Genomic DNA, 21,896 nt, shown 5'->3' on the forward strand with positions numbered 1-21,896 from the left:
GTTCCTCTCAGGCGAACAAGGCGGACAACCATGCGTGCAACCTTATCGGTTAAAGAAAAAATCAGTTATGGCCTCGGCGATATGGCGAGCCATATCGGGCTGGAAAACGTCATTATCTTTCTCACCTTCTACTATACCGACGTCGTCGGCCTGCCCGCCGTCTTCGTCGGCACGCTGTTTCTGCTGGCGCGCGTCGCCGATGCGATCGTCGATCCGGCGATGGGGCTGATTGCCGACCGCACCCGCACGCGCTGGGGGCGCTTTCGGCCCTGGCTGCTCTGGCTGGCGGTGCCGTTCGGCGTCAGCTGCCTGCTGATTTACGCCGTGCCGGAATCGTTGTCGCTGAGCGGCAAGATGATCTACGCCAGCGTCACCTACTGTTTGATGATGCTGCTCTATACCGCCATCAATATTCCTTACTGCTCGATGGGCGCCATTATCACCTCTGACGATACCCAGCGTATTTCGTTGCAGTCGTACCGCTTTTTCCTGGCGACCCTCGGTGGCGCGATGTCCACCTTTCTGATGATGCCGCTGGCGCAGTGGATCGGCGGCGGCAACAAGCTGGACGGCTACTTCGGCGCGATGGCGATTATGGCGAGCCTGGCGGCGCTGATGTTCCTGCTCTGCTTCTTCAACACCCGCGAGCGCGTCAGCACGCACGGCAGCCATGAGAATTTCCTCGCCGACCTGCGCGATCTGCTGCGTAACGATCAGTGGCGCGTGGTCGCGCTGCTGGTGTTCTGCAATATCGCCTTCGGCGTAGTACGGCTCGGCGCGATGATGTATTACGTCACCTACTATCTCGGCGACGCCAGCCTGTTTATGTGGCTGCTGGCGGCGCATATTGTCGGCAAAAGCGTCGGCAGTTGGATGGCGAAGTGGATGACGCGTCGCCGCAGCAAGTTGCAGGCATTTACCCTCAGCGCGGTAATGTGCGGCCTGCTCAGCATCAGCATTCTGTTTATGCCTGCGTCGCTGCCGCTGCTGGTGGCAATGACCTTTGTCGTCTCCAGCTTTTACCAGGTCACCACCACGCTGATGTGGGTGATGATGTCGGACGTGGTGGACTACGGTGAATATCGTCAGGGCAAGCGCATGGACGGCACCATATTCTCTACTCTGCTGGCGGTGCTGAAGATGGGCATGGCGGTCAGCGGCGCGATTGTCGGCTGGACGCTCGGCCTCAGCGGATATGTCGCTCAGGCGCCGCAGCAAAACGGCAGTGCGATGCTGGCGATTATCGCGCTCTTTTCCCTGATCCCTGGCGTGCTCTCTCTGTTGAGCGCGCTCACCATGCGCTGGTATCGGCTGAACGACGACGCCATGCGTGAAATTAACCAGCATAAAACGGCGGCGGCGACGCAGAACGTCAGCGGCGCGGGCGCCCTTAAGCCACAGGAGTTGTCATGAGTGAATTACGGGCGGAACAGCAGCGCATTATCTGGCGCTTCGATCGACAAACGCTGATTGTCGAACCCTGGGGAGAAAACAGCCTGCGCGTGCGCGCCAGTTGCCAGCCGCAGATAGCGGACACCGACTGGGCGCTGCTGCCGCCCGGTCCGCAGGCGGCGGAGATCACACAGGATGGCGAGTCCCTGAGCCTGCGCAACGGCAATATTACCGCCACGCTTAATCAGCGCGGTCAGCTCGCCTTCCGTAATCAGCGCGGCGAGCTGCTGCTGGAAGAGTTCTGGCGCCAGCGCACCACGGTCGGCATCGGCGCGACGGAGAAAAGCCAGGATAAATATATCAGCGCCCTCAAGCTGGATGGCCGCGAGTTTCGTCCGATCCCCGGTGGCAAGTATCAGCTGACCGTGCGCTTCGAGGCGCGGCGCGACGAAAAAATTTACGGCATGGGGCAGTATCAGCAGGAAGGGCTGGATCTCAAAGGCTGCACGCTGGAGCTGGCGCAGCGCAACTCGCAGGCCAGCGTGCCCTTTATGCTCTCCAGCCTGGGTTATGGCCTGCTGTGGCATAACCCGGCAATCGGCGAAGCCACCTTCGGAAAAAACGTCACCCGCTGGCAGGCGCAGGTCACTGACCAGATGGATTACTGGATCACCGCAGGCGATGAACCGGCGCAGATCCTGCGGCAGTATGGCCGCGCCGTCGGCACCGCGCCGCCGATGCCCAGCTTCGCCACCGGCTTCTGGCAGTGCAAGCTGCGCTATCGCACTCAGCAGGAGGTGCTGGAGGTGGCGCGCGAATACCGGCGACGTCAGCTGCCGCTCTCGGTGATCGTTATCGACTTTTTCCACTGGCCGAATCAGGGCGACTGGTGTTTCGACCCGCTCGACTGGCCCGATCCCAAAGCGATGGTGGCGGAGCTGAAGGCGATGGGCATCGAAACCATGGTGTCGGTCTGGCCGACGGTCGACAGCCGCAGTGCCAACTACGCGCGCATGAAATCGCAGGGGCTGCTGGTTAACAGCGATCGCGGCGTGTCGGTCAACCTCGATTTCCTGGGCAACACCACCTTTTTCGACGCCACTCATCCCGCCGCGCGCGAGTTTGTCTGGCAGGAGGTGAAGCGCAACTATTACGATTCTGGCATTCGCACTTTCTGGCTGGATGAGGCGGAGCCGGAGTATCGCGCCTACGATTTCGATAACTATCGCTACCATCTGGGGCCGGTGCTGGAGGTGGGCAATATCTACCCGCAGAAGTTTGCTCAGGGTTTTTATGAAGGGTTACAGCAGCAGGGGGAAACGGAGATCGTCAACCTGGTGCGCTGCGCCTGGGCAGGCAGCCAGCGCTACGGCGTGCTGGCGTGGTCGGGCGACGTGCACTCCTCGTTTCATGCGTTGCGCAACCAGTTCTCCGCCGGGTTGAATATGGCGATGGCGGGCATTCCCTGGTGGACCACCGATATCGGCGGCTTTCAGGGCGGCAACGTCGAAGATCCCGCCTTTCACGAATTGTTGATCCGCTGGTTTCAATGGGCGGTATTCTGTCCGGTAATGCGTCTGCACGGCTACCGCGAGCCGCAGATCGCGCCGCCGGAAGCCTGGCGCAACGGCATCGCGCAGTGCAACAGCGGCTCGCCAAACGAAGTCTGGAGCTACGGCGAAGAGAATTACCAGCTAATGAAGGCCTGTCTGCTGCTGCGCGAGCGCCTGCGTCCCTACATTGACAGCCTGATGCGACAGGCCCATGAAAAGGGCGATCCGGTGATGCGTCCGCTGTTCTATCACTATCCGCAGCAGGCGGAAAGCTGGCAGGTCGAGGATCAGTATTTGCTGGGACGCGATCTGCTGGTAGCGCCGGTGCTGCATGCCGGAGAACGCACTCGCCGCGTCTGGCTGCCAGCGGAGGAAAGCTGGATCGCGCGCGATGGCGAACGTTATCACGGCGGTCAATGGCTGCAAATGGAGGCGCCGCTCAGCGAAATCCCGGCGCTGGTACGCGTCGGCGCGGATGAGTCGCTGCTGGCGGCGCTGCAAAAGAAAGCATAACGGCGGCGCGTCAGGGCTGCTGGCAACCGGCGCCTCCGATCGGCTAAACGCGTATCTCGCCTGAAGCGTCAGCCTCAGGCGATCAGCTCTGACAGGAAATCGCCCAGCGCCTTACGCGGATCATCCTCCTCGGAAACGATCATCTCGATGCCCCACTGGCCCAGCACTTCCTTCGCTACCGGATTGTTGCGGTTAGTGAACAGATACGAGGTGGGGCGGGCGGAGGCGAGACCGGTGCGGCCCCACATTTTGGTCAGACGGTAAAACAGCAGGCGAATATTGAAATCGCTGATGCTGTAGCCGACAAACAGCACTGAATTGCCCATCACGTCGTGCCTCAGCTTAATATCCAGCGGCGAGTCTAAATAGAGCCGCTCAAAGTAGCTGCTTTCATCCAGCACGATCGAGGTGTCGTCATCGAAATCGCCGTGCAGCTTGATGATATGGCGGCGGCTTTCGTTGAGCGACACCAGATCGGCGGCGTTGGCCACCTTATAGTAGGGCACCTTGTGCGCGTCGTGCGCCATCTCCAGCCAGCGGTCATAGTTGGTGGTATAAATGCGCGAGAAGCGTCCCTGGGTGATCATGGTGTGGATCTCTGAGGAGCGCACGTCGATATCGGGCCGGTGCCATTCGCGATCCATCCAGCTGCGCAGCGGCCCCAGCGAGCCTTTTTTCTGTTTGTAGTACTCCGCCAGCGACAGGTGAGTGCCGTAGGCGTTGAAGATTTGCGGATCGTAGCCCAGCTCGTTGGCCAGATGCGCAATCAGCTCATGCCACTCCGGCAGGCCCAGATTGCGCGAAACGCCCGCCCCGGCGAACAGGATCAGTTTCCCGGCGTCATAGGCGCGTTTCAGTTCGGGTTTCATGGCACGCTCCTTGTGGTTTTCAGGAAGGCGGCAAAACGATCCAGCGCCAGACGGCGCATAGAGATCTCGTGCTTGAGTTCGCCCATCTCGGCGAAGGTTTGCGTATGGCCTTCCGGCATAAAAATGCAGTCCCAGATAAATTCACGCGGGCCGGCTGGCGCAACGATTTTGCCGCGCACCTCGCCGGAAAACTGATACATTTTGCGGCCGTCGCAGTAGCCCAGCACGGTTTTGGCGGTAGCCTGCTGGCTGTCCAGCGCCTGCACCAGCGCGGTAAAGCGTTCGGCGTTAAGCCGGTTCCAGAAAATGCGCGTCAGTCCGGCGGGCAGGCCGTTCAGCCCGTCGAGATAGAGGCCGGTATGTTCCACAAACAGCGGCCGCCCGATCAGAGCGAACGCTTTGGTCAGCTTGTCGCGCACCAGCTCGACTTCATCTTCTGTCTGTATCTCTTCAATGCGGCACGCAACGGGCATGACCTCAACGCCTATCGGCCCAAGAATTTTGCGCACCTCGTCCAGCTTTAAATCGTTGCTGGAAAGAAACCGTATTTTCATGCTTCACCCAGTATTGTGTCTGCCGGTATGGTTATGATTATGAGCGCAAAGACGCGTCAACCGGTGTCAGACAGTGTAGACCAGACGGGCGAGCCGATCAGCCAGATGGATCGCGTATAGGAAGAGAATAAAGGGCGTCGGGCCAGAACCCGACGCCGGTGGGATCAGTAGCCGGTTTCCTGTTTATCCAGCGTGGTTTCGCGCGCTTTGACAAACTCAGCCGCGCGCTTGCCCGCCAGGAAGGCGTGGTCGGAATTGTAATATTCCCATTCGCTGTAGCGTCCCGACAGCAGGATATCCTGTTGCAGCAGCCAGTCGCGGATGAGCGCGATATTCGCCTGGCGCGCATGGTCGTAGACCACGTAGGCGTAAGGAATATCGACCTGGTTGGCGGTAATAATCGGGTCGTCGGCGTTAATCATGCCTACCGCGATGCACTCCTGAATGCAGCGCTGGATCAGCGCGTCGCCGTCTACCGGCAGCGGCTTATGCGGCGAATAGCTGATTTCGCAAGTCAGGCCGCAGCCGCCGGGCGGGTTGCAGAAGGGGCTGGCGTTGCCCTGTACGAAGATGCGATGAAACAGCGTCTCGCCCGGATAGTAGATCCAGTGTTTTTCCGTCAGGTCGGCGCGGCCTACGCCGATATTGACGCAGCGAATCGACACGTGACGCAGCTTCGCTGCCGCATCGTGAATTTCCTGCGGCGCCTCATCGCCGATCAGCTTAATCAACTGCGGCAACGGCATGGTGCTGATCAGCTGATCGTAGCGGTAGCGGCGACCGTCTGTCAGCACCGCGATATGCTGCTCAGGATGCAGCGCCGCCAGCGTGCTGTTGGTTTCCAGCTCACAGGTCAGGTGCGGCAGGAAGCCGTGCATCAGCGCCTGGAAGCCGCCTTTTAGCGGATAGCCAAAGCGGGCATTCGGCCCCATCGGTTTTTCCAGCGGCGCCAACGCGCCTTCGACGATCTGCGCCAGGTCGGGCAGCGGCACGCGACCGCCGAGCCAGGAGGTTTCCATTTCGCTCAGCGGCAGCGTCCAGAGCTTTTTGTTGTAGGGCACGGCAAAATGTTTAGCGATGCCCCGGCCCCAGGTTTTATAGATAAACTGCTCGAAATTTTCCGTCAGACCCTTTTCCTGCATCACGCATTCGCCATCCGGCACTACGCCGTCGGCGCAGCAGTCGCGGTGCTGCGCCAGCGCCGCCGTTGACGCCGTCTCAGCCGCGTCGCCCGCCACGCCGTAGCGCGCCTCGATCGCGCCGAGAATACACTCTTTAATCACTTCCGGCGGCAGCCCGTGGAGCGAGCCCTGGAACGGATAGCGGGTGTAAGTGCCGCCATCGTTATAGACCCACGCTTCGCGCATCTGCCAGTGCAGGTTATCGCCCAGCAGCATCTCATACAGCTTCAGTACGTAGGGGTCCTGCGAAAACATAATGTGGCCGGCGTAGTCGAAGGTGAAACCTTTGTCGTTCAGCGAGCGGCACCAACCGCCCGGCGAGGCGTTTTTCTCCAGCACCAACGCCCCTTTGCCGTAGTGATAACCGGCGCTCAGGCCGGTCGGCCCGGCGCCGATAATCAGGCAGGGCAGGGAGGACAGTTGATCGGCGGTGGGCTTCAGCCGTCGCGTAATCTGCTGTACCTCGTCGGCGATAACCGGCGGCGTCTGAACCACCGGCGCGCGCGCGGCGGCTGCGCCCTGGCTCATCAGCTTATGCATCTGCTCGGTGGTCGTATCCCACGAGGTGGCGGCGACGACCGCCTGCATCTGCTGCGCCTTCATCTCGCGTTCTTCGGCGCTCATGGCCAGCGCGCGTTCGCAGGCGCGAACAAATTCTTCCGGGCTGTAGGCGATCGCCACCAGGTCGGGATAGTGACGGACAATGTCGGCAATCGCCGTACTGACGATCGGCAGCTGCGCCGCCATATACTCCAGCACTTTGGTGGGGCTGATAAACTGCGTTGAGGCGTTCAGGGCGAACGGCATCAGGCAAACGTCCCAGCCGGCGAGGAACTGCGGCAGCGCTTCATAAGGTTGCTGGCCCAGCCAGTGAATATTCGGGCGCTGCGGCAGCGTCGCCGGATCGATTTTCACCACCGGGCCGACCATCACGATCTGCCATTCCGGGTGGGTATCAGCCAGCGCCGCCACCAGATCGATATCGAGACGTTCGTCGATCACGCCGTAGTAGCCGAGGCGCATCGGCGGCAGCGCCTGCTGTAGCGGATGGCCGTTGCTGCGATCCAGCGCCTGCTCAAAGTGCACGGCGTCGACGCTGCTGGGGAAACAGTAGATTGCATGATGCTTATTCTTTTTCGCCTCATACAGGCTGGAGCCGCCGGTAAACACCAGATCGGCGCGCGTCATCAGCGCCGATTCACGCTGCTGTAGCTGGCGCGGCGCCTGATTAAAGGCGGAGAGCTCATCCATACAGTCGTAGATCACCAGCGACGGCGTAAAAGGCGTCAGCAGCGGCAGCGCCATTGGGGTATAGAACCAGACGACAGGCTGTTCCTGCTCGTCCACCAGCTCCGTCAGCAGCAGCTGCAGCGTGGCGATCTGGTCGTCATGGAAGCCAGGCGCCGCAATCGGCGTATGGGGCTGAATCACGGTGATATTGGGCGCGGGCGTGGAGTAATGAAGCGAAGCGGCCTGCGCGTCATAAATCGGCTCTTCGATAAACAGCACGCGGTAGTGCTGCGCCAGGCGTGACAGCAGGTGCTGCGGACGCTGAAATACAAAGCCCCAGCGCAGGTGGCTAAAAACAATCAGAGTTTTTTGCTGCATACCATTCTCCTTATTCTCCGCTGCCGGAGGAGTAAACGACTGAAAATGTCGTAATGTTCGTTGCGCCTGGCTAAGCGCCTTGGCGTAGGGCTGGTTGATTAAACGGAGAAAAGGGTCGGAGCCGTTGCGGTCGAGATCCCAGAGTCCGCTGTGGGGCCAGGCCGTTAGATCATTCCATCCGGGCCGGTCGATAATGGGATAAAGGCAGACGCCATAAAGCTCGACGCCCGCCAGCAGCGCCTGCGCCACCTGCGCGGTGACGTCCGCGATCCAGGCGCCGCGTCCGCTGCCGACGTGGCTGGTTTCAGAAATCACCATTGGGCGCTGATAACGTTGTTGCAGCTCTTCCAGCATGGTGTGCAGCGGCTTGCGGCGACGATCGCCCAGGTGCCAGTGCAGCCGCGCCATCGAAGGCATTTCCCACTGGTTGTCGTGGTAGTAGTTGGCGCCGATCAAATCGAGATAGCGCGGCGCGCCGCCCAACTCCGGTGCCAGCGTGCCGCGCAGCATGTCCCATGCCTGAAATTGCGCATTGCTGAGGGACTGCGCCGCATCTCTGGCTTCCGGCGACGCTTCCGTTGCGACGATATGAATAAGAGGATCGCAGTGCATAATGCGCGCCTTGCTGTCGACCTCCCAGATAGCGTCGCAGCCAGCCAGCGTCGCGCGAATCAGCTGACGTTTGCAGGCGTCGGCAGGATCCTGTTCAGGCAGATTTGAACAGGTAAACAGCCCGACGGAGAGGCCCCAGCTGAGGAAAGAGATTTCATTGTTTGGCGAGTAGATCGGCGTCCGGGTAGAGCGCGGCGCGATATAGTCGGCGGCGGCGGCGCAAAAGGCGGCGAAGCGGGGAATAAAATCGCTGGAAAAGAGATGTAAATCTTCGGGCCAGCCGTAGTGGCAAAGCGTCCAGCAGATTTGGATATCATATTCCTGCGCCGCCTCAAGGCGGGCGTCAAGCGAGGAAAAATCATAGCGGTCGTCGCGTTCGGTCAAACGCCATCCCACGCTTTCCCGCACCGTTGTAATACCGAACGCTTTTAACGCGGCGTAATCTTCCTTTATGCGAAGCAGATGCCCATTGGTTTCATTCATTGACAGGCGTATGCCGTGCTGATTGATATGATCCGCACCCTCATAGCCGGCCTGCCAGAATGATGAAAAAGGTGTCATTAACAGTCTCTCCTGCGGCCTTGCCAGTAAACGCACCGCTGACAGCCGCATTCGGTAAATCGGAACAAAAAAGCGTGGAAAGCGGCCTCAGGTGTCGCTTTATGTCATGCTGGTCTTCCACGCAGAGAAAGAACGCTGGCGGTTGATGTCGTATCAGCTGTGATAGCCAGAGTGATGGCAGGAGCGCCTGATCAACGTTAAAAGGTTAATGTCGGAGCACGGTTGCGCTTGTTATATTTATTTTTCTAAATGATTGCGCAAGGGAATCTTCTACTGAAAGTATAGGGAAGGCCTTATTATGCGCAAGTAATGTGCATACTTAACGCTGAACTTAGGAATATCCTTGCTGTTTAGCTTGTTGATTTATTAGTTTTACTTATTATTTTTTCGCGTGAAGCGAAGCGCAGGCAGCGCCAGCAGATACAGAAATTGCGCTGCACGGAAGACGACAACTGATTGAATTTTCGTCGGCAAAAGTAAGGCGCCGGCCGTTTTCCCGCTAATGGCTGGCTGTATAAAAACCGCGCGTGTCTCTTTATTTCACGTGATGCGGTGAAGTATAAAAAACGCACCCGTATTCATAACTTGCATCGGCGACATGCCGCAACAGCGAAACCGTAACGCCAAAACAGGCACGCGGGCGGGCTTTTTTGCATGCAAAACAGGTTTTACCGTTTGCTGACCCGTTTATCGTCAGTCAGCCGTCCAGTTAACCTTCTCGCTTTATCTGGTTTGTTTTCTGGCTTAACCGCTGGTCGTTTTTCTTTCAATTTTTATGAACGAATAGAGCAAATCCTTCCGCTTTTTAATTGTGCCTGGCTCACCTACTATCTATCACATCGAGGCATAACGCCTCACTAACTTCATAAAGCATCAGGTGAACCATTATGAAAAACGTCAAAATTTTTGCTGCAATTATCGCGCTTTCCGCTCTCTCTGTTAACAGCTTCGCGGCCAGCGTTACCGCCACCGCACTGACGCTGGAGGCTGCCGAGGCAAAAATCGCTGCGCAGGCGGCCCAGCAGGGCGCAGGTTACAAAATTACCGAAGCCAACTTTAATAACGGCGTGCATATGACCGCCGAACTGGTGAAATAAAACGTCGACGCTGAAAGATGACGCCTGCGGGCGTCTTTTTTTTGCCGCCATTGCCTTAACACTGGAGGGAGAAAGTGATGAATATCATGCGAGCCAGCCCGTCACAGTTGTTTGAATATGGTCCTTTTACCATTCGGCGTATGCGTCCCGGCGAGATCGATCCGATGCGCAACGACAGCGCGTTCGGACCACTGGCGATTATCGATCATATGCAGCTGGAGAGCGGCGCCCGCATTGCCATGCATCAGCATGTTAATGACGAAATCCTGCATTATGTCTGGCGCGGCTCGATGCTTCATGAGGACGATCGCGGCGAGAGAACGCCGCTTTCCGCGAAAAAAGCGATGCTGATTAGCGCCGGATGCGGCGTATGGCACGAGGAGTCTGCGCCGCTGGTGGAGACGGAGATGCTACAAGTCTTTATTCGTCCTGAAGAGGCGGATGTCGAGGGCAGCGTGCAGTTTATGGCGAGGCCTGAAGGCGCCGTTGATGGCCAATGGACGCTGCTGGCGGGGCCGCAGGACGCAGGCGCGCCGCTGACCGTTCGGCAACGGGTGTGGGCCTGGGATATCCGGCTGACGGCGAAAAGCAGCGCCGCCGCGCCCTACCGCGACGGACTGGCGCAGTGGCTCTACGTGGCGGAAGGCAGAGTGATCGTCGGCGGCGAGCGGCTCAGCAAGGGCGATGCGATAAGTGACGGGTTACAGGCGCTGCCGCTTATTGAGGCGCGCCGCGACGCCATTCTGGTTTGTTTCCAGGTCGATCCCGACGCAAAAATGTCGCTGGCGGGCCGGATTAGCGGTCAGTAAACGCAGGGCAGGCGCAACGCCTGCCTTTTATATTTTTTCCGGCATCGGCCATATCATCGTTTCTTTATTTAAGTCCTGGCCTGACTGTGCGTTGGATTTAAATTCATTGCCGGTTTAGTGAAGATAGTAAAATATTCAGGGCCGTGGAAATAGATTATTTCAGCCAGTTAAAGGGCGCGCATAAATAGCGTCGTCTGCGTTAACCTTAAAAGCGCCTCAAGAAAAGGAAAATAGATCTGCCTCACTGTTTTCAGGCGAGGTGTTTTATTTACGGCCTGTCGATAATCGCGCCCCAGTCCATGTTAGCCGTACCGTCGGCGGCACAACCTGTGCTGCTCAGCGCGCCGGAGCAGGTTATGATAGCGGCCGAACTGACACCACCGACAGAGCAGCGAGATGATCAAGGCGGCGCCACAGACAGCTTTTACTTTTCAACAAAGGATGCAGCGCGAGGCGACGGAAAAAAGCCTGACGCTGGACGACCAGCAGCGGCAGCTGATCGCCCGCCTGGATGCGCTGATGAGCCGGACGCTGGCAGGCGCGCCGCGTCAGGCGCAGGGCGATGGGCTCTATGTCTGGGGACTGCCAGGGCGCGGCAAAACCTTTATCGTCGACGCTTTTTTTGACTGGGCGCCGTTGCAGGAGAAAAAGCGCGTCCATTTTCACTATTTCTTCCGTCAGCTACACCAGACTATCGCCACAGGCGGCAGCGTTGACGCGGCGATTGCCGCCAGCATCGGCGGCTGTCGGCTGCTCTGCTTCGACGAGTTCCATCTGCATGATATCGGCGACGCTATGCTGATTAAGCCGCTGCTGGCACAGCTGTTCCGCAACGGCGTGCTGCTGGTCGCCACCTCCAACCATCCGCCGGAAAACCTGCTGGCGAACCCGCTCTACCATCAGCGCTTCGAGCCCTGTATTGCCTTGATGCGACAACATCTGACGATTATCGCGCTGACCGGCGAGAAAGATTACCGCACGCTGCGCCATGAACAGCACGGGCCGTTCAGCACCGGCGGCCTGCTGCTGGACAGCACCCCAACGCTGCGTCGGGCGCTGCATCTGCCTGAGGCGGCCGCTGCGCCGTTGCCGCTGACGGTGGGTTACCGCACGCTGGAAACGCTGTCGCCTGCCGGAGATACGCTGCACTTCTCTTTTCGCGCGCTCTGCGAAGCGCCGACGGCGGTTATGGACTACCTCACGCTGTGCGAACGTCATCAGCGCTGGCTGGTTGAGGATGTGCCGCCGCTGGCGCGCGTTTCGCCAGCGGTGCAGCAGCGCTTTATCAATGTGATCGACGTGCTGTATGACCGGCACTGTCAGCTGTTTCTGACCACCGCGTGTCCGCCGGAAACGCTGACGCAGGGCGTTGAACTGGAGGATATTCAGCGCACCGCCAGCCGACTTAATTTGCTGCCGCTTTATCAGGGCGACGCCTGAATTTAAGCTGTCGTCGGCGACAAAGATTTATCGTTGCCGATAATCGCTTTTCTCTTCCGCTGACAAAAAATATCCGGCTAACTCTGGTGGCGGGATAAATAGATTCAGGCGCCGCGCCCGATCAATAATGTCGCGTCCGCCTGCCGCTGCGCTTGCAATATGAGTCAGTCAACTATACTGAAACGGTATTCCGTTATTCGGTCAATACCGTTTACGCTGCGATATTGACCGAATAATAAGATTACCCTGAGTTCGATTTACGGCTGTCGCAGCCGTTAACCAGAAAGGAGAACACCTTATTATGACCAGCCGACCACAGCCACCGCAGCCAGAACAGCAGCAGGATGTTCCGGGTTCTATTTTCGATATGCAGCCCGCGCCAGATCATGGCGAAACCAGCTATAAAGGCTCAGGACGTCTGGCGGGTAAGAAAGCGATCATCACCGGCGGTGACTCCGGCATCGGCCGCGCCGTCGCCATCGCCTATGCCCGTGAAGGCGCGGACGTGCTGATCTCCTATCAGGACGAGCATGAAGATGCGAAAGATACCGCGCGCATGGTCGAAGAGGCGGGGCGTACAGCCATCCTGGTGCCAGGCGATATTACCGAAGCGGAACACTGCCGCCATATCGTGCAGCAGGCGGTAAACAACTTCGGTCAAATCGATATTCTGGTGAATAACGCGGCGTTTCAGATGACGCGCGAGTCGCTGGACGAGATCAGCGACGACGAATTCGATCGCACCATCAAAACCAATATCTACGCCATGTTTTATCTCTGCAAGGCGGCGGTGCCGCATATGCCATCCGGCGCGGCCATTATCAGCACCGCGTCGGTTAACGCCGACCAGCCGAAGCCGAAGCTGATCGCTTATTCCGCCACCAAGGCGGCGATCGTAAACTTTTCCGGCAGCCTGGCGGCGCTGCTGGCCGATAAAGGCATTCGTTCCAACGTCGTGGCGCCAGGCCCGATCTGGACGCCGCTGATCCCGTCGACAATGCCGCCGGAGCAGGTGAAAAACCTGGGCAGCGAAGTGCCGATGCAGCGTGTCGGTCAACCGGCCGAACTGGCGCCCGCCTATGTTATGCTCGCCAGCGACGAGGCCAGCTATATCTCCGGTGCCACCGTGGCGGTGACCGGCGGCGTGGCCGTTATCTGATAACCTGGCACGACGGCGGCGCTTCCGCCGCCGTCGTGTTAGCCTCAGTTAAACGGATATTCGCGCGCCAGCACGCGGGATATGACGTTCAGCGCGCCTTCCTCATTATGATCTTCGGTGCGATAGCGCGCCGCCGCCGACACCGCTTCTGTGGCGTTCGCCATGGCAAAACTGTAGCCGGCCTGACGCAGCATTTCGATATCGTTGCCGCTGTCGCCGATCGCCACCACTTCGCAGTCGTCAATGCCCCAGCGCTGTTGCAGCAGACTAATGCCGTGCGCCTTATGCAGGCCGGGAATAATCAGGTCGACAAAGCCGAAGCCGCTGGAGACCGGCCGCACCACGTTGCCCGCCGCGTTAAGCGCCTCCGTCAGACGCGCGATCAGCGGCTCGACGCCGTCGTGCGGCAGATTCAACGAGAATTTGAAAATGGTGTCGTCGATATGGTCGAGATCGGCGCGCTTCTCCAGGCGACGATAGTGGTTCGACAGCAGCGCCACCGTTTCATCGGGCATAGCGGGCGAAATATACGCGCTGCGTTTGCCGCAGACTACCGTATGAATTTCCGGCTCCTGCGCCAGGATCGCCATTACCCGCCGCACGTTATCCGCGCTCAGTTCGCCGCAGAAGACCTCTTCATTGCGGTCGCTGATCCACGCGCCGTTCTCCGCCACGAAAGCGATTTCACCGGCAATCTCCGGGAAATAGCTCTCCAGCTGGTAATACTGATTGCCGCTGGCGACCACGAAGCGGATGTCGCGCTCTTTCAGCTGGGCATACTGGCGCAAAAAGCGCGCTTTGTTATAACGCTTGGCGGAATCGAGAAACGTTCCGTCCATATCAACAGCAATCAATTTTACCGCCACCGGTTTCTCCTTCAAATAAGACATCGCTCCCCGGCCAGCTGGACGGGGAAAGGAAATAAGATTAACAGGGGTTGTGCCGGATCGCCTGCCCCGACAGAGGTAACCCCAAAGTCAATTTATTATTCGGCTAATAATATCGTTTATCCGGCGGGGGTGCAGCGCGAAGCGGGACCGGGAACGCGTTATCAGATAATGGATCATCGCGCTTATTCGGCGTGCTCGCTGCGGCTGGCCCGCAGCGCCGCCTCCATTGCGTCCAGTGCCGCTTTGTTCTCCAGCCCCCACTGATACATCTGTTCAATCGGCTCGGCGAATGTCCAGCCCAGTTCGGTCAGCTGATACTCCACCTTCGGCGGCACCATGTTGTAAACATGCCGCCGCACCAGGCCACGCTGCTCGACTTCGCGCAGCGTCTGGATCAGCATCTTTTTCGATATTCCCTGTAGGCTGCGTTGCAGTTCGCCGGTACGACATTTGCCGCCCGGCCAGTGATAAAGCGCATGGATCACCATCGTGGTCCACTTCACGGCGAACAGCTCCATCAGACGGCGCGGCTCTGAATCGGCGTAAAAGTATAATTTCCCATCAACGATTGTCGGCATATGGTAACCATTTGGTAACTATGACCCTAAAAGGTGACTACTACCAAAACGGAAACCTTCTGTCTATAGTAGGCGCCCGCTGAAATCGGGCGACGCCCGATCTGTTTACCTTACGGAGCGAATGACTTGCATGAAAATTAACGCCATAGTGGCGCATGCGGCCGACAGGCCGCTGACAACCGGCAGCGTGACGCTGCGCGAGATGCGCGCGGACGACGTGAAAATCGATATTCTCTACTGCGGCGTTTGCCATTCCGATCTGCATATGGCGCGCAACGAGTGGGGCGTCAGCCACTATCCGATGGTGCCCGGCCATGAGATCGTCGGCCGCGTAGCCGAAGCGGGCGCGGCGGTAAGCGCGTTCCGTCCTGGCGATCTGGTTGGCGTCGGGGTGATGGTCGGCTCGTGCGGCCACTGCCATTTCTGCCAGCAGCAGGAGGAGCAATACTGCGAAGCGGGTTTCGTGCCGACCTATAACGGCACCGACGCTGTTAGCGGCGAAACCACGCGCGGCGGCTATGCGCAGACGATGATCGTCAACAGCCGTTTTGTCGTCAGCATCCCGGAAAATCTCGACCTGAAAGCGGTGGCGCCGCTGCTGTGCGCGGGCGTGACCACCTGGTCGCCGCTGCGTCACTGGAACGTCAAGGCTGGCGATAAGGTTGGCGTTATCGGTCTGGGCGGTCTGGGTCATATGGCGGTGAAATTCGCCGCCGCGCTGGGCGCGGAAGTGACGCTGTTCACTACCTCCGCCGGCAAAGAGCAGGATGCGCGACGGCTCGGCGCTCAGCATGTGGTGATCTCGCGCGACGCGGAGCAGATGGCGGCCTGGCAGCATCGGCTCGACTTTATTCTCGACTGCGTGGCGGCGCCGCACGATCTGAATCCTTATCTGAATACGCTGCGCGCCAACGGTCATCTGGTGCTGGTGGGCATCCCGGAAAATCCGCATCCGGCGCCGGCGATCACCCCGATGGTATTCCGTCGTCTCAGCGTCAGCGGCACGTCTATCGGCAGCATTCTTGAAACGCAGCAGATGCTCGATTTCTGCGGTCAGCACAATATCACCGCCGATGTAGAGTTGATTAACGGCGCAGAAATTGAAGACGCGTTTTCGCGCATGCTGAAAAGCGAAGTGAAATACCGCTTCGTTATTGATATGAAAGCGACAAGCTGGGAAAGCGATTAATTATTTTCGCCACCGAAAAAAGAATTTATCGGCGGCGAGAGGGTCGCGTTACGCTTTTATTTACAGTCTGATTAATTATCTGCGTGGCGGCGCTTTGTTGCACCACCTTATTGGCTAAATTTCGATCAGTGGCTACACTTTAATTCAGCGATACACCTGCTCTCTCAACGTTATAAACCGGCGTGACACGTGGTTAAAAGGAAGAACCGGTTTATTGCCGAAGGGGGAGCATTATCCTCAACGGGAGGTTTTGTGAAAGCGCTTGATTATGTAGCACTTATTCTGCTGATTGTCGGCGGACTGAACTGGCTGCTGGTCGGTCTTTTTCAGTTTGATTTGGTTGCGGCGATATTTGGCGGACAGGCTGCCATTATTTCCCGCATTATTTATGTCGTGGTCGGCCTTTGCGCGCTCTACTGTCTGACCTTCTTTGCGAAATTTCGTGTTCATACCGGCACGCGTCACGTTTGAAAAAACGCATTAAAAATAAAAAGGGCCGATCGCTTCACGAACGGCCCTTTATTTTTTTACTGTCGCAGCTTTTGCTGGCGCTTATTTTTTGAGGCGCTCGACGATGGCCTGCTGACATTCCTGCGTATCTGAAGCGAGACGCGTTTTATCCGTGGCCGTCAGACTTTGCCATGCGGTGATGGCCCGCTCGGCGGCGATCTGATTAAAGCGGCTGCGATGCAGCGCATAGTCGCTGTTGCTACCTTCGATCATCGTGCGCATGCCGCCGAGGTAGTTATCGGTTTGCTGGGTGGCGACGTTACAGAATATTGCCGCGTAATAAGCCTGATCTTCCGGCGTGACGCGCAGGGTGGAACGCCAGTAGAACACGCCTGCTACGATAATTAGCAGCAGAATAACGATTCTTTTTTTCAAACTTCCCTCTTAATGCTTTATTTGCGCCTGGAACGCAGGCCGGACGCAAACTTACAGGTTTAACGGCGGTTGCGCCAGACGGTTTGCACATTGCAGAATTCATGCAGGCCGAAATGCGACAGCTCACGTCCGAAGCCGCTTTTCTTCACGCCGCCGAAGGCGACGCGGGCGTCGCTGGCGCTGTAGCCGTTGATAAACACGCCGCCGCACTCCAGACGCGCCGCCATCTCCGCAGCCAGCGTCTCATCCGCAGTGTAAACCGTCGCCATCAGGCCGAAATCGCTGTCATTGGCCAGCTGAAGCGCATGTTCGGCATCGTCCGCCACGGTAATCGCCGCCACCGGACCAAACAGCTCCTGACGGAAAGCCGTCATTGAGGAGGTGACGTTGCCCAGCACGGTCGGCAGGTAGTAGTTGCCTTCTCCCGCCAGCTTGTCGCCGCCCGCCAGCAGCGTCGCGCCTTCCTCCAGCGTTGCCAGCACCTGCTGATGGAGTTCGTCGCGCAGATCGAAGCGCGCCATCGGGCCGATATTATTCTCTTCGGTGCGCGGATCGCCCATCTTCAGTTGCTGCACCGCCGCCACGAATTTTTCGCTGAAGGCGTCGGCGATGTCTCGCTCAATGATAAAACGCTTCGCTGCGGCGCAGACCTGTCCGGTATTCTGATAGCGTCCGGCGACCGCCGCTTTTACCGCCGCATCCAGATCCGCATCCTTCAGCACGATAAAGGGATCGGAGCCGCCCAGTTCCAGCACGCATTTTTTCAGCGCCGCGCCCGCCTGAGCGCCGATCGCCGCTCCGGCGCGCACGCTGCCGGTCACCGTTACCGCCGCGACGCGCGCGTCGTTAATCGCCTGGCTGACGCCAGCGTTAGTGGCGTTGATCACGCAGAACAGCTGTGCCGGGAAGCCTGCCTCGCGGAAGAACTCTTCCGTCAGCAGCGCGCAGCCCATCACGCTCGGCGCATGCTTCAGCAGGTAGCTGTTGCCTGCCAGCAGGATCGGAACGGCGCCGCGCAGCACCTGCCAGAGTGGAAAGTTCCACGGCATGACCGCCAGTACCGGACCGAGCGGGCGGTATTCAATCACCGCCTGGTTGTTTTCCACCTGCGTAGGCTCGGTGGAGAGCATTGCCGGGCCATTGTCGGCATACCATTCGCACAGCTGGGCCGATTTCTCGACTTCGCCGCGCGCCTGCAGGATCGGCTTGCCCATCTCTGCGGTGATGGTTTGCGCCATTTCTTCGCTGCGGCGACGAATAACGTCAGCCAGCGCGCGCAGTTTGTCCGCTCGCGCCGCGACCGGTTGCCGGCGCCACTGCTGAAACGCCTGGTGGTTAGCAGCAATCGCCGCATCTACCTGCTGTTCGTTGATATAAGGCCGGGCGGAGAGAATTTCACCGCTGGCTGGGTTACGCGAAATCGCGTGGGTTTCAGGTGAAAATGACATAACCGCTCCTTACTGACAGGGATGTTTTTGATTCGGCTACCTTACGCCCGGCGCATCGTTATGAAAACTGAATAATGCTGAGCGAGTTGCTGTTAAAAAGAGAAGGTATTCGATGGTTGTCACAGAGACATGCTCTGTATCGACAAAGGCAAACCTGCTAATCATGCTGCGCATAACCCAAACAGCGTCGTTAAATCTTCAGTAGCTTAGCTTATCAATATTTTGCATGGTGAGATGATAGGGGGAAGGTTTGTGGTCCGATGTGATTGATTATAAAAGATGAAACGGCGTTTCAGTGCATTTTCTTAATATATGCATAGTTAAGATTGTGTTACATTACGTTCGCACCGCTGGTGATGTGGCGTTGCGCTTCAGTTTGCCATTGTTTGATGGCTTTTCCCCGTGTGGTATGGAAACTTTTCCCGACGCGTTTTATACGGTCGGGTTTTTCACCGCGACCGCCACACGTTAGCTGACTTTCCTTAATCGTCCCATTTTTCCGGCGCGAGATCGCTAAAACGGTAGATCTTGCCGGTGGTGTCCATCACCCGCACCGGCATCTGCGCTGCGGTTTTCTCCGCAATCCATTGCTTCACCGACAGGCTGTCGGCGTCAGCGACGCGCACGCCGAGCCAGCGCTGCATCAGGGAATAGTTATCCACCGTTGACCAGGGCACATTGATCTTGCCGGTCAGGTTTGTTGCGGAGATCGCCGGGCTGTACCAGATGAACATCGGCACCTGATAAGCCGCCTGCGAAGGACGTACGCCGCCGTGACGGTAAACCACCCGATCATGCGGATGGCGTTCCAGGCCGTGATCGGAAAAATAAAGCAGGGAGGCGGGGCTGTCGCGTAGCTGGTCAAAGATTTGCCCCAGCAGCGCGTCGGTGTAGTGAATGCTGTTGTCGTAACAGCTATCTTTATCATCGGCGTCGGCAAACGCCGCCTGCTGCTGTGGATAGCGCGTGCAGGCCGGTTCATGGCTGCCGTAAAGGTGCAGCACGATCAGCTTTTTTCCCGGCTGCGCCAGCGCCTGTTTAAACGCAGGCAGCAGCGAACCGTCATAGTCATCATCCAGCCACTGACGTTCTGCGGCATTCATGGCGATGCCGGTAATGGCGTTGCTGTAGTCGCCGTACATGCCCTGTTTGCTGAACCAGAAGGTCTTTAGCCCGGCCTGGTTGGCGATATTAATAATATTGTCCGAGTAGGCGTCAATATTGTGCCGTTCCACCCGATCGGCGCTCAACGCCAGCGGCACCGCCGTCGCCGTGACCGGCGCGCCAGCGATCGCCTGGGTAAACAGCAGCAGACGAGAGGACTCCTGCTGGAGCTGCGGCGTGGTGTCGCGCGGATAACCATAGATGCCCATATTGCCGACGCGCGCCGATTCGCCAATCACCAGTACCCAGGTGTTTACCGAAGTATCGGCAACCGTCAGGTTGTAATGCGGCACCCGCTGCGACACCTGCGCGATAATCGCCTTATCGCGCGCGGCCTGGAGAAAAGCGTTGAGATTGCTGAACGGCATATCGGCCACGATGCGCTGCAACACGCTTTCGGTGGCGTTTTTGCGCAGATTATGCGCAATGGCCTGCAGACTGTAGGCGGCGACAAAGGTCAGCAGCAGCAGAAAAGGCAGCTTGCGGAAACGGGGATGCGTCGAGCGCGGCAGCAGGTTGACTGCAAGAAACAGTCCGGTCGTCAACAGCAGGAAAACCACGCCCCAGCGGTAGTAAAGCGTCATCATGGCGCAGGATTCTCGCCAGTCGCTGTTTAAAATACTCAGCGCGAAGCCGTAGCTGAAGGCGGCGCCATATTCGAACCAGGCGAACAGCGACAGCGTAATATGCAGTGCGATAAGCAGCAGCGGTACGCAGGCAAGAGCGTTGCGCGGCAGCGGACGCCTCACCTGAACCAGCGTAAAGAGCAGCGGCAGCAGAATCAGCAGCTGATTAACCACCTTATGCAGCGGCTGGCTTAGCGCGCCGGTGATGGTAAAGATAAGCGTCAGCAGCAGCAGCGCGGAACAGGCGACGCCGCTGCGCGCCGGATGAGAGAATAACATCCCTGTCTGTGTCGTCATTAAATATCAGCCCTAAAAACAGCAAGCGCGTCGCCAGCCAATAAGGCGGCAGCGAAAAATAAAAAAGAGAGAAAAGCGCGGCGTTATTTAATTCGCCGATAAAAAGATAATCGCTTAAATTTTATGGCTTTATGCCATTAAATATTACCTGAGTCAATTGTTCTCTTATTTAAAAGATTAGTGTTAACAATGTGTTGTACATCTGAGCTAAGTCAAATAAAGGCAGGCGAATAGCGGGAAATATTTATTAACGGGCAGCGGTAACAACCGGGAGGCTGAAACGCAGCAGGTGCGTTATCTGCAGCAGGAAGAAAGGGCGGGGATGAAACCGCTGCACGGGTTGCGGCAGCGGTACGCAATAAACAGCAGCCTGAATCAGGCTGCTTCCGGCCAACGTTGACGCCGGGCGGGATGATGACCCGATCCGGGAACGCGCCAGGCTTTAGCGGGATCGCCAACCACAAATTCCAGCGTGGGGGAAAAATAGAACGGCAGCCAGCCGCCGTAACCGCTTTCCCATTCCCAACGCACCGGACAGGGCCAGAGAATACCGTCATGCAGAATGTAATAAATCCACCGTCCGTTAGGACGACGGGGCTTACGGGTTTTCATGGGATTCACAACGATGTTAGTTAATGCGAAAACAGCTCATATTTTGACCCGTTTACTGCCGGATAGCAACCGGCTAAGCGGCAGAAAAGGGGATTTTTACGTTAGCTTACCGACGAACTTCGCCACAGATCAAAACCGCATTGGGACGGCGCTGCTTAATGCGCCAGGCCATATGTTCGCAGGCCGCCTGCGTGGGGTAGATATGTTCGGTAACCGGCAGGGCATCACAGGCATCGTGGCCACAGGCGCTGACTAAAAGCACAAATCCTATCAACATGGTTAGCTCCTTTCGCGCGCCTACCGAAGGTACTTTTTCTCCAGAAGACAAGTATAGCCGATAAGCCTGTTTACGTATTTCCTCACAAACAAAGGGTGGCGCTAACTTTCGGATAAAAACGCGTTCCGCCCACGCTGTTTTTGCCTGAAATTACCTATAATCGCTGCGTAAACTGACAGTCAGGAGAAAAGTATGCGCACTACCACGATAAAACCGCTGCTGGCGCTGAGCGTGCTGCTGCTGAGCGCGCCGCTGTATGCCGATCCCGGTCACGGTCACGGCAACGGCCATGGTCATGGTCATCAAGGCAATGGCAAAAACAAGCACGGGGAGTATCAACAGGAAGAAGAGGGCTTGCATCTCAATCTCGATTACCGCGATGCACGCCGGCTGGCGGTATCGCACGGGCTGACCGGCTATTCGGCGCTGCCGCCCGGCATTGCGAAAAACCTGGCGCGCGGCAAACCGCTGCCGCCGGGCATCGCCAAAAAAGCGGTGCCGGCGCCGATGCTGCGCGAACTGCCGCACTATCCCGGCTACGAATGGCGCATCGCCGGTCGCGATCTGGTGTTGATTGCGCTC

Annotated in this window: 19 protein-coding genes; 9 read left to right on the top strand and 10 right to left on the bottom strand. The window is 58.0% G+C overall.

The genetic code is table 11. From position 1 onward, the window contains the following. Positions 1 to 30 precede the first annotated feature (30 nt). Together MYY08_RS02730 and MYY08_RS02735 are read left to right on the top strand one after the other, a co-directional pair. Complete coding sequence (locus tag MYY08_RS02730; RefSeq protein ID WP_052133936.1) at positions 31 to 1,413, top strand: glycoside-pentoside-hexuronide (GPH):cation symporter; 1,383 nt, start codon at positions 31 to 33, stop codon at positions 1,411 to 1,413. Further along, on the top strand, positions 1,410 to 3,458 hold the full coding sequence (locus tag MYY08_RS02735; RefSeq protein WP_288012993.1) for a glycoside hydrolase family 31 protein: 2,049 nt from the start codon (positions 1,410 to 1,412) through the stop codon (positions 3,456 to 3,458). Before MYY08_RS02730 ends, MYY08_RS02735 begins: the two co-directional genes overlap by 4 nt. 74 nt (positions 3,459 to 3,532) lie before the next feature. Here MYY08_RS02735 and MYY08_RS02740 read toward each other — a convergent pair whose 3' ends face one another. From MYY08_RS02740 to MYY08_RS02750, 3 genes are all read right to left on the bottom strand, one after another. Further along, on the bottom strand, positions 3,533 to 4,327 hold the full coding sequence (locus tag MYY08_RS02740; protein ID WP_038627726.1) for an SIR2 family protein: 795 nt from the start codon (positions 4,325 to 4,327) through the stop codon (positions 3,533 to 3,535). Beyond that, a complete protein-coding gene (locus MYY08_RS02745; RefSeq protein ID WP_038627724.1) occupies positions 4,324 to 4,881 on the bottom strand; it encodes a non-canonical purine NTP pyrophosphatase in 558 nt (185 codons plus the stop codon). Before MYY08_RS02745 ends, MYY08_RS02740 begins: the two co-directional genes overlap by 4 nt. A 164-nt stretch (positions 4,882 to 5,045) precedes the next feature. After that, on the bottom strand, positions 5,046 to 8,843 hold the full coding sequence (locus tag MYY08_RS02750) for a glycosyltransferase (RefSeq protein ID WP_288012997.1): 3,798 nt from the start codon (positions 8,841 to 8,843) through the stop codon (positions 5,046 to 5,048). Positions 8,844 to 9,730: 887 nt separating this feature from the next. Between MYY08_RS02750 and MYY08_RS02755 the strand changes: the two genes are divergently transcribed. The 4 genes from MYY08_RS02755 (at position 9,731) to MYY08_RS02770 (ending at position 13,348) form a co-directional block, all read left to right on the top strand. Continuing rightward, positions 9,731 to 9,940 carry a DUF1471 domain-containing protein gene (locus tag MYY08_RS02755; RefSeq protein WP_038627720.1) on the top strand — a complete coding sequence of 70 codons (210 nt, stop codon included), beginning with the start codon at positions 9,731 to 9,733 and terminating at the stop codon, positions 9,938 to 9,940. 77 nt (positions 9,941 to 10,017) lie between these two features. Then, complete coding sequence (locus tag MYY08_RS02760; RefSeq protein ID WP_288012999.1) at positions 10,018 to 10,749, top strand: pirin family protein; 732 nt, start codon at positions 10,018 to 10,020, stop codon at positions 10,747 to 10,749. 396 nt (positions 10,750 to 11,145) lie between these two features. Next, a complete protein-coding gene (gene zapE, locus MYY08_RS02765; protein WP_190296622.1) occupies positions 11,146 to 12,189 on the top strand; it encodes a cell division protein ZapE in 1,044 nt (347 codons plus the stop codon). A gap of 301 nt (positions 12,190 to 12,490) precedes the next feature. Further along, a complete protein-coding gene (locus tag MYY08_RS02770) occupies positions 12,491 to 13,348 on the top strand; it encodes a glucose 1-dehydrogenase (RefSeq protein ID WP_288013003.1) in 858 nt (285 codons plus the stop codon). 44 nt (positions 13,349 to 13,392) lie between these two features. Here MYY08_RS02770 and MYY08_RS02775 read toward each other — a convergent pair whose 3' ends face one another. Continuing rightward, on the bottom strand, positions 13,393 to 14,214 hold the full coding sequence (locus MYY08_RS02775; RefSeq protein ID WP_133052088.1) for a Cof-type HAD-IIB family hydrolase: 822 nt from the start codon (positions 14,212 to 14,214) through the stop codon (positions 13,393 to 13,395). Between the two features lie 206 nt (positions 14,215 to 14,420). After that, the gene (locus MYY08_RS02780; protein WP_038627714.1) at positions 14,421 to 14,816 is read right to left on the bottom strand and encodes a winged helix-turn-helix transcriptional regulator; all 396 of its coding nucleotides are present in this window, start codon (positions 14,814 to 14,816) and stop codon (positions 14,421 to 14,423) included. Positions 14,817 to 14,946: 130 nt separating this feature from the next. Here MYY08_RS02780 and MYY08_RS02785 point away from each other — a divergent pair, with 130 nt between their 5' ends. Next, entirely contained in the window at positions 14,947 to 16,005 is a 1,059-nt protein-coding gene (locus tag MYY08_RS02785) for an NAD(P)-dependent alcohol dehydrogenase (protein WP_038627712.1), read from the top strand. 252 nt (positions 16,006 to 16,257) lie between these two features. Further along, entirely contained in the window at positions 16,258 to 16,476 is a 219-nt protein-coding gene (locus MYY08_RS02790) for a DUF378 domain-containing protein (protein WP_038627710.1), read from the top strand. Between the two features lie 81 nt (positions 16,477 to 16,557). Here MYY08_RS02790 and MYY08_RS02795 read toward each other — a convergent pair whose 3' ends face one another. The 5 genes from MYY08_RS02795 to MYY08_RS02815 all read right to left on the bottom strand — a co-directional run bounded on the left by MYY08_RS02795 (position 16,558) and on the right by MYY08_RS02815 (position 21,314). Continuing rightward, the gene (locus MYY08_RS02795) at positions 16,558 to 16,890 is read right to left on the bottom strand and encodes a hypothetical protein (RefSeq protein WP_038627709.1); all 333 of its coding nucleotides are present in this window, start codon (positions 16,888 to 16,890) and stop codon (positions 16,558 to 16,560) included. A 59-nt stretch (positions 16,891 to 16,949) separates the two neighbouring features. Further along, complete coding sequence (sad, locus tag MYY08_RS02800) at positions 16,950 to 18,338, bottom strand: succinate-semialdehyde dehydrogenase (protein WP_038627708.1); 1,389 nt, start codon at positions 18,336 to 18,338, stop codon at positions 16,950 to 16,952. Between the two features lie 482 nt (positions 18,339 to 18,820). After that, positions 18,821 to 20,425, bottom strand: coding sequence for a phosphoethanolamine transferase (locus MYY08_RS02805; protein ID WP_084971564.1), 1,605 nt, complete (start codon positions 20,423 to 20,425; stop codon positions 18,821 to 18,823). Between the two features lie 375 nt (positions 20,426 to 20,800). Beyond that, a complete protein-coding gene (locus MYY08_RS02810) occupies positions 20,801 to 21,037 on the bottom strand; it encodes a hypothetical protein (protein ID WP_038627707.1) in 237 nt (78 codons plus the stop codon). Positions 21,038 to 21,143: 106 nt separating this feature from the next. Continuing rightward, positions 21,144 to 21,314 (bottom strand): hypothetical protein, encoded by a 171-nt coding sequence (locus MYY08_RS02815; RefSeq protein ID WP_167401655.1) that lies wholly within the window; start codon positions 21,312 to 21,314, stop codon positions 21,144 to 21,146. A 192-nt stretch (positions 21,315 to 21,506) separates the two neighbouring features. On the opposite strand from MYY08_RS02815, the gene MYY08_RS02820 reads away from it, so the two are divergent. Further along, positions 21,507 to 21,896, top strand: a 390-nt coding sequence (locus MYY08_RS02820; RefSeq protein ID WP_288013012.1) for an anti-virulence regulator CigR family protein, incomplete at its 3' end; no start/stop codon positions are given.

The sequence above is a fragment of the Mixta sp. genome, assembly GCF_024610815.1.
In the GTDB taxonomy this organism is placed as follows: domain Bacteria; phylum Pseudomonadota; class Gammaproteobacteria; order Enterobacterales; family Enterobacteriaceae; genus Mixta; species Mixta calida.

Bases quoted from the DNA above. Each gene is read 5' to 3' on its own strand.
- MYY08_RS02730 (WP_052133936.1), top strand. From the start codon at position 31: ATGCGTGCAACCTTATCGGTTAAAGAAAAAATCAGTTATGGCCTCGGC.
- MYY08_RS02735 (WP_288012993.1), top strand. From the start codon at position 1,410: ATGAGTGAATTACGGGCGGAACAGCAGCGCATTATCTGGCGCTTCGAT.
- MYY08_RS02740 (WP_038627726.1), bottom strand. From the start codon at position 4,327: ATGAAACCCGAACTGAAACGCGCCTATGACGCCGGGAAACTGATCCTG.
- MYY08_RS02745 (WP_038627724.1), bottom strand. From the start codon at position 4,881: ATGAAAATACGGTTTCTTTCCAGCAACGATTTAAAGCTGGACGAGGTG.
- MYY08_RS02750 (WP_288012997.1), bottom strand. From the start codon at position 8,843: ATGACACCTTTTTCATCATTCTGGCAGGCCGGCTATGAGGGTGCGGAT.
- MYY08_RS02755 (WP_038627720.1), top strand. From the start codon at position 9,731: ATGAAAAACGTCAAAATTTTTGCTGCAATTATCGCGCTTTCCGCTCTC.
- MYY08_RS02760 (WP_288012999.1), top strand. From the start codon at position 10,018: ATGAATATCATGCGAGCCAGCCCGTCACAGTTGTTTGAATATGGTCCT.
- zapE (WP_190296622.1), top strand. From the start codon at position 11,146: ATGATCAAGGCGGCGCCACAGACAGCTTTTACTTTTCAACAAAGGATG.
- MYY08_RS02770 (WP_288013003.1), top strand. From the start codon at position 12,491: ATGACCAGCCGACCACAGCCACCGCAGCCAGAACAGCAGCAGGATGTT.
- MYY08_RS02780 (WP_038627714.1), bottom strand. From the start codon at position 14,816: ATGCCGACAATCGTTGATGGGAAATTATACTTTTACGCCGATTCAGAG.
- MYY08_RS02785 (WP_038627712.1), top strand. From the start codon at position 14,947: ATGAAAATTAACGCCATAGTGGCGCATGCGGCCGACAGGCCGCTGACA.
- sad (WP_038627708.1), bottom strand. From the start codon at position 18,338: ATGTCATTTTCACCTGAAACCCACGCGATTTCGCGTAACCCAGCCAGC.
- MYY08_RS02805 (WP_084971564.1), bottom strand. From the start codon at position 20,425: ATGACGACACAGACAGGGATGTTATTCTCTCATCCGGCGCGCAGCGGC.
- MYY08_RS02810 (WP_038627707.1), bottom strand. From the start codon at position 21,037: ATGAAAACCCGTAAGCCCCGTCGTCCTAACGGACGGTGGATTTATTAC.
- MYY08_RS02815 (WP_167401655.1), bottom strand. From the start codon at position 21,314: ATGTTGATAGGATTTGTGCTTTTAGTCAGCGCCTGTGGCCACGATGCC.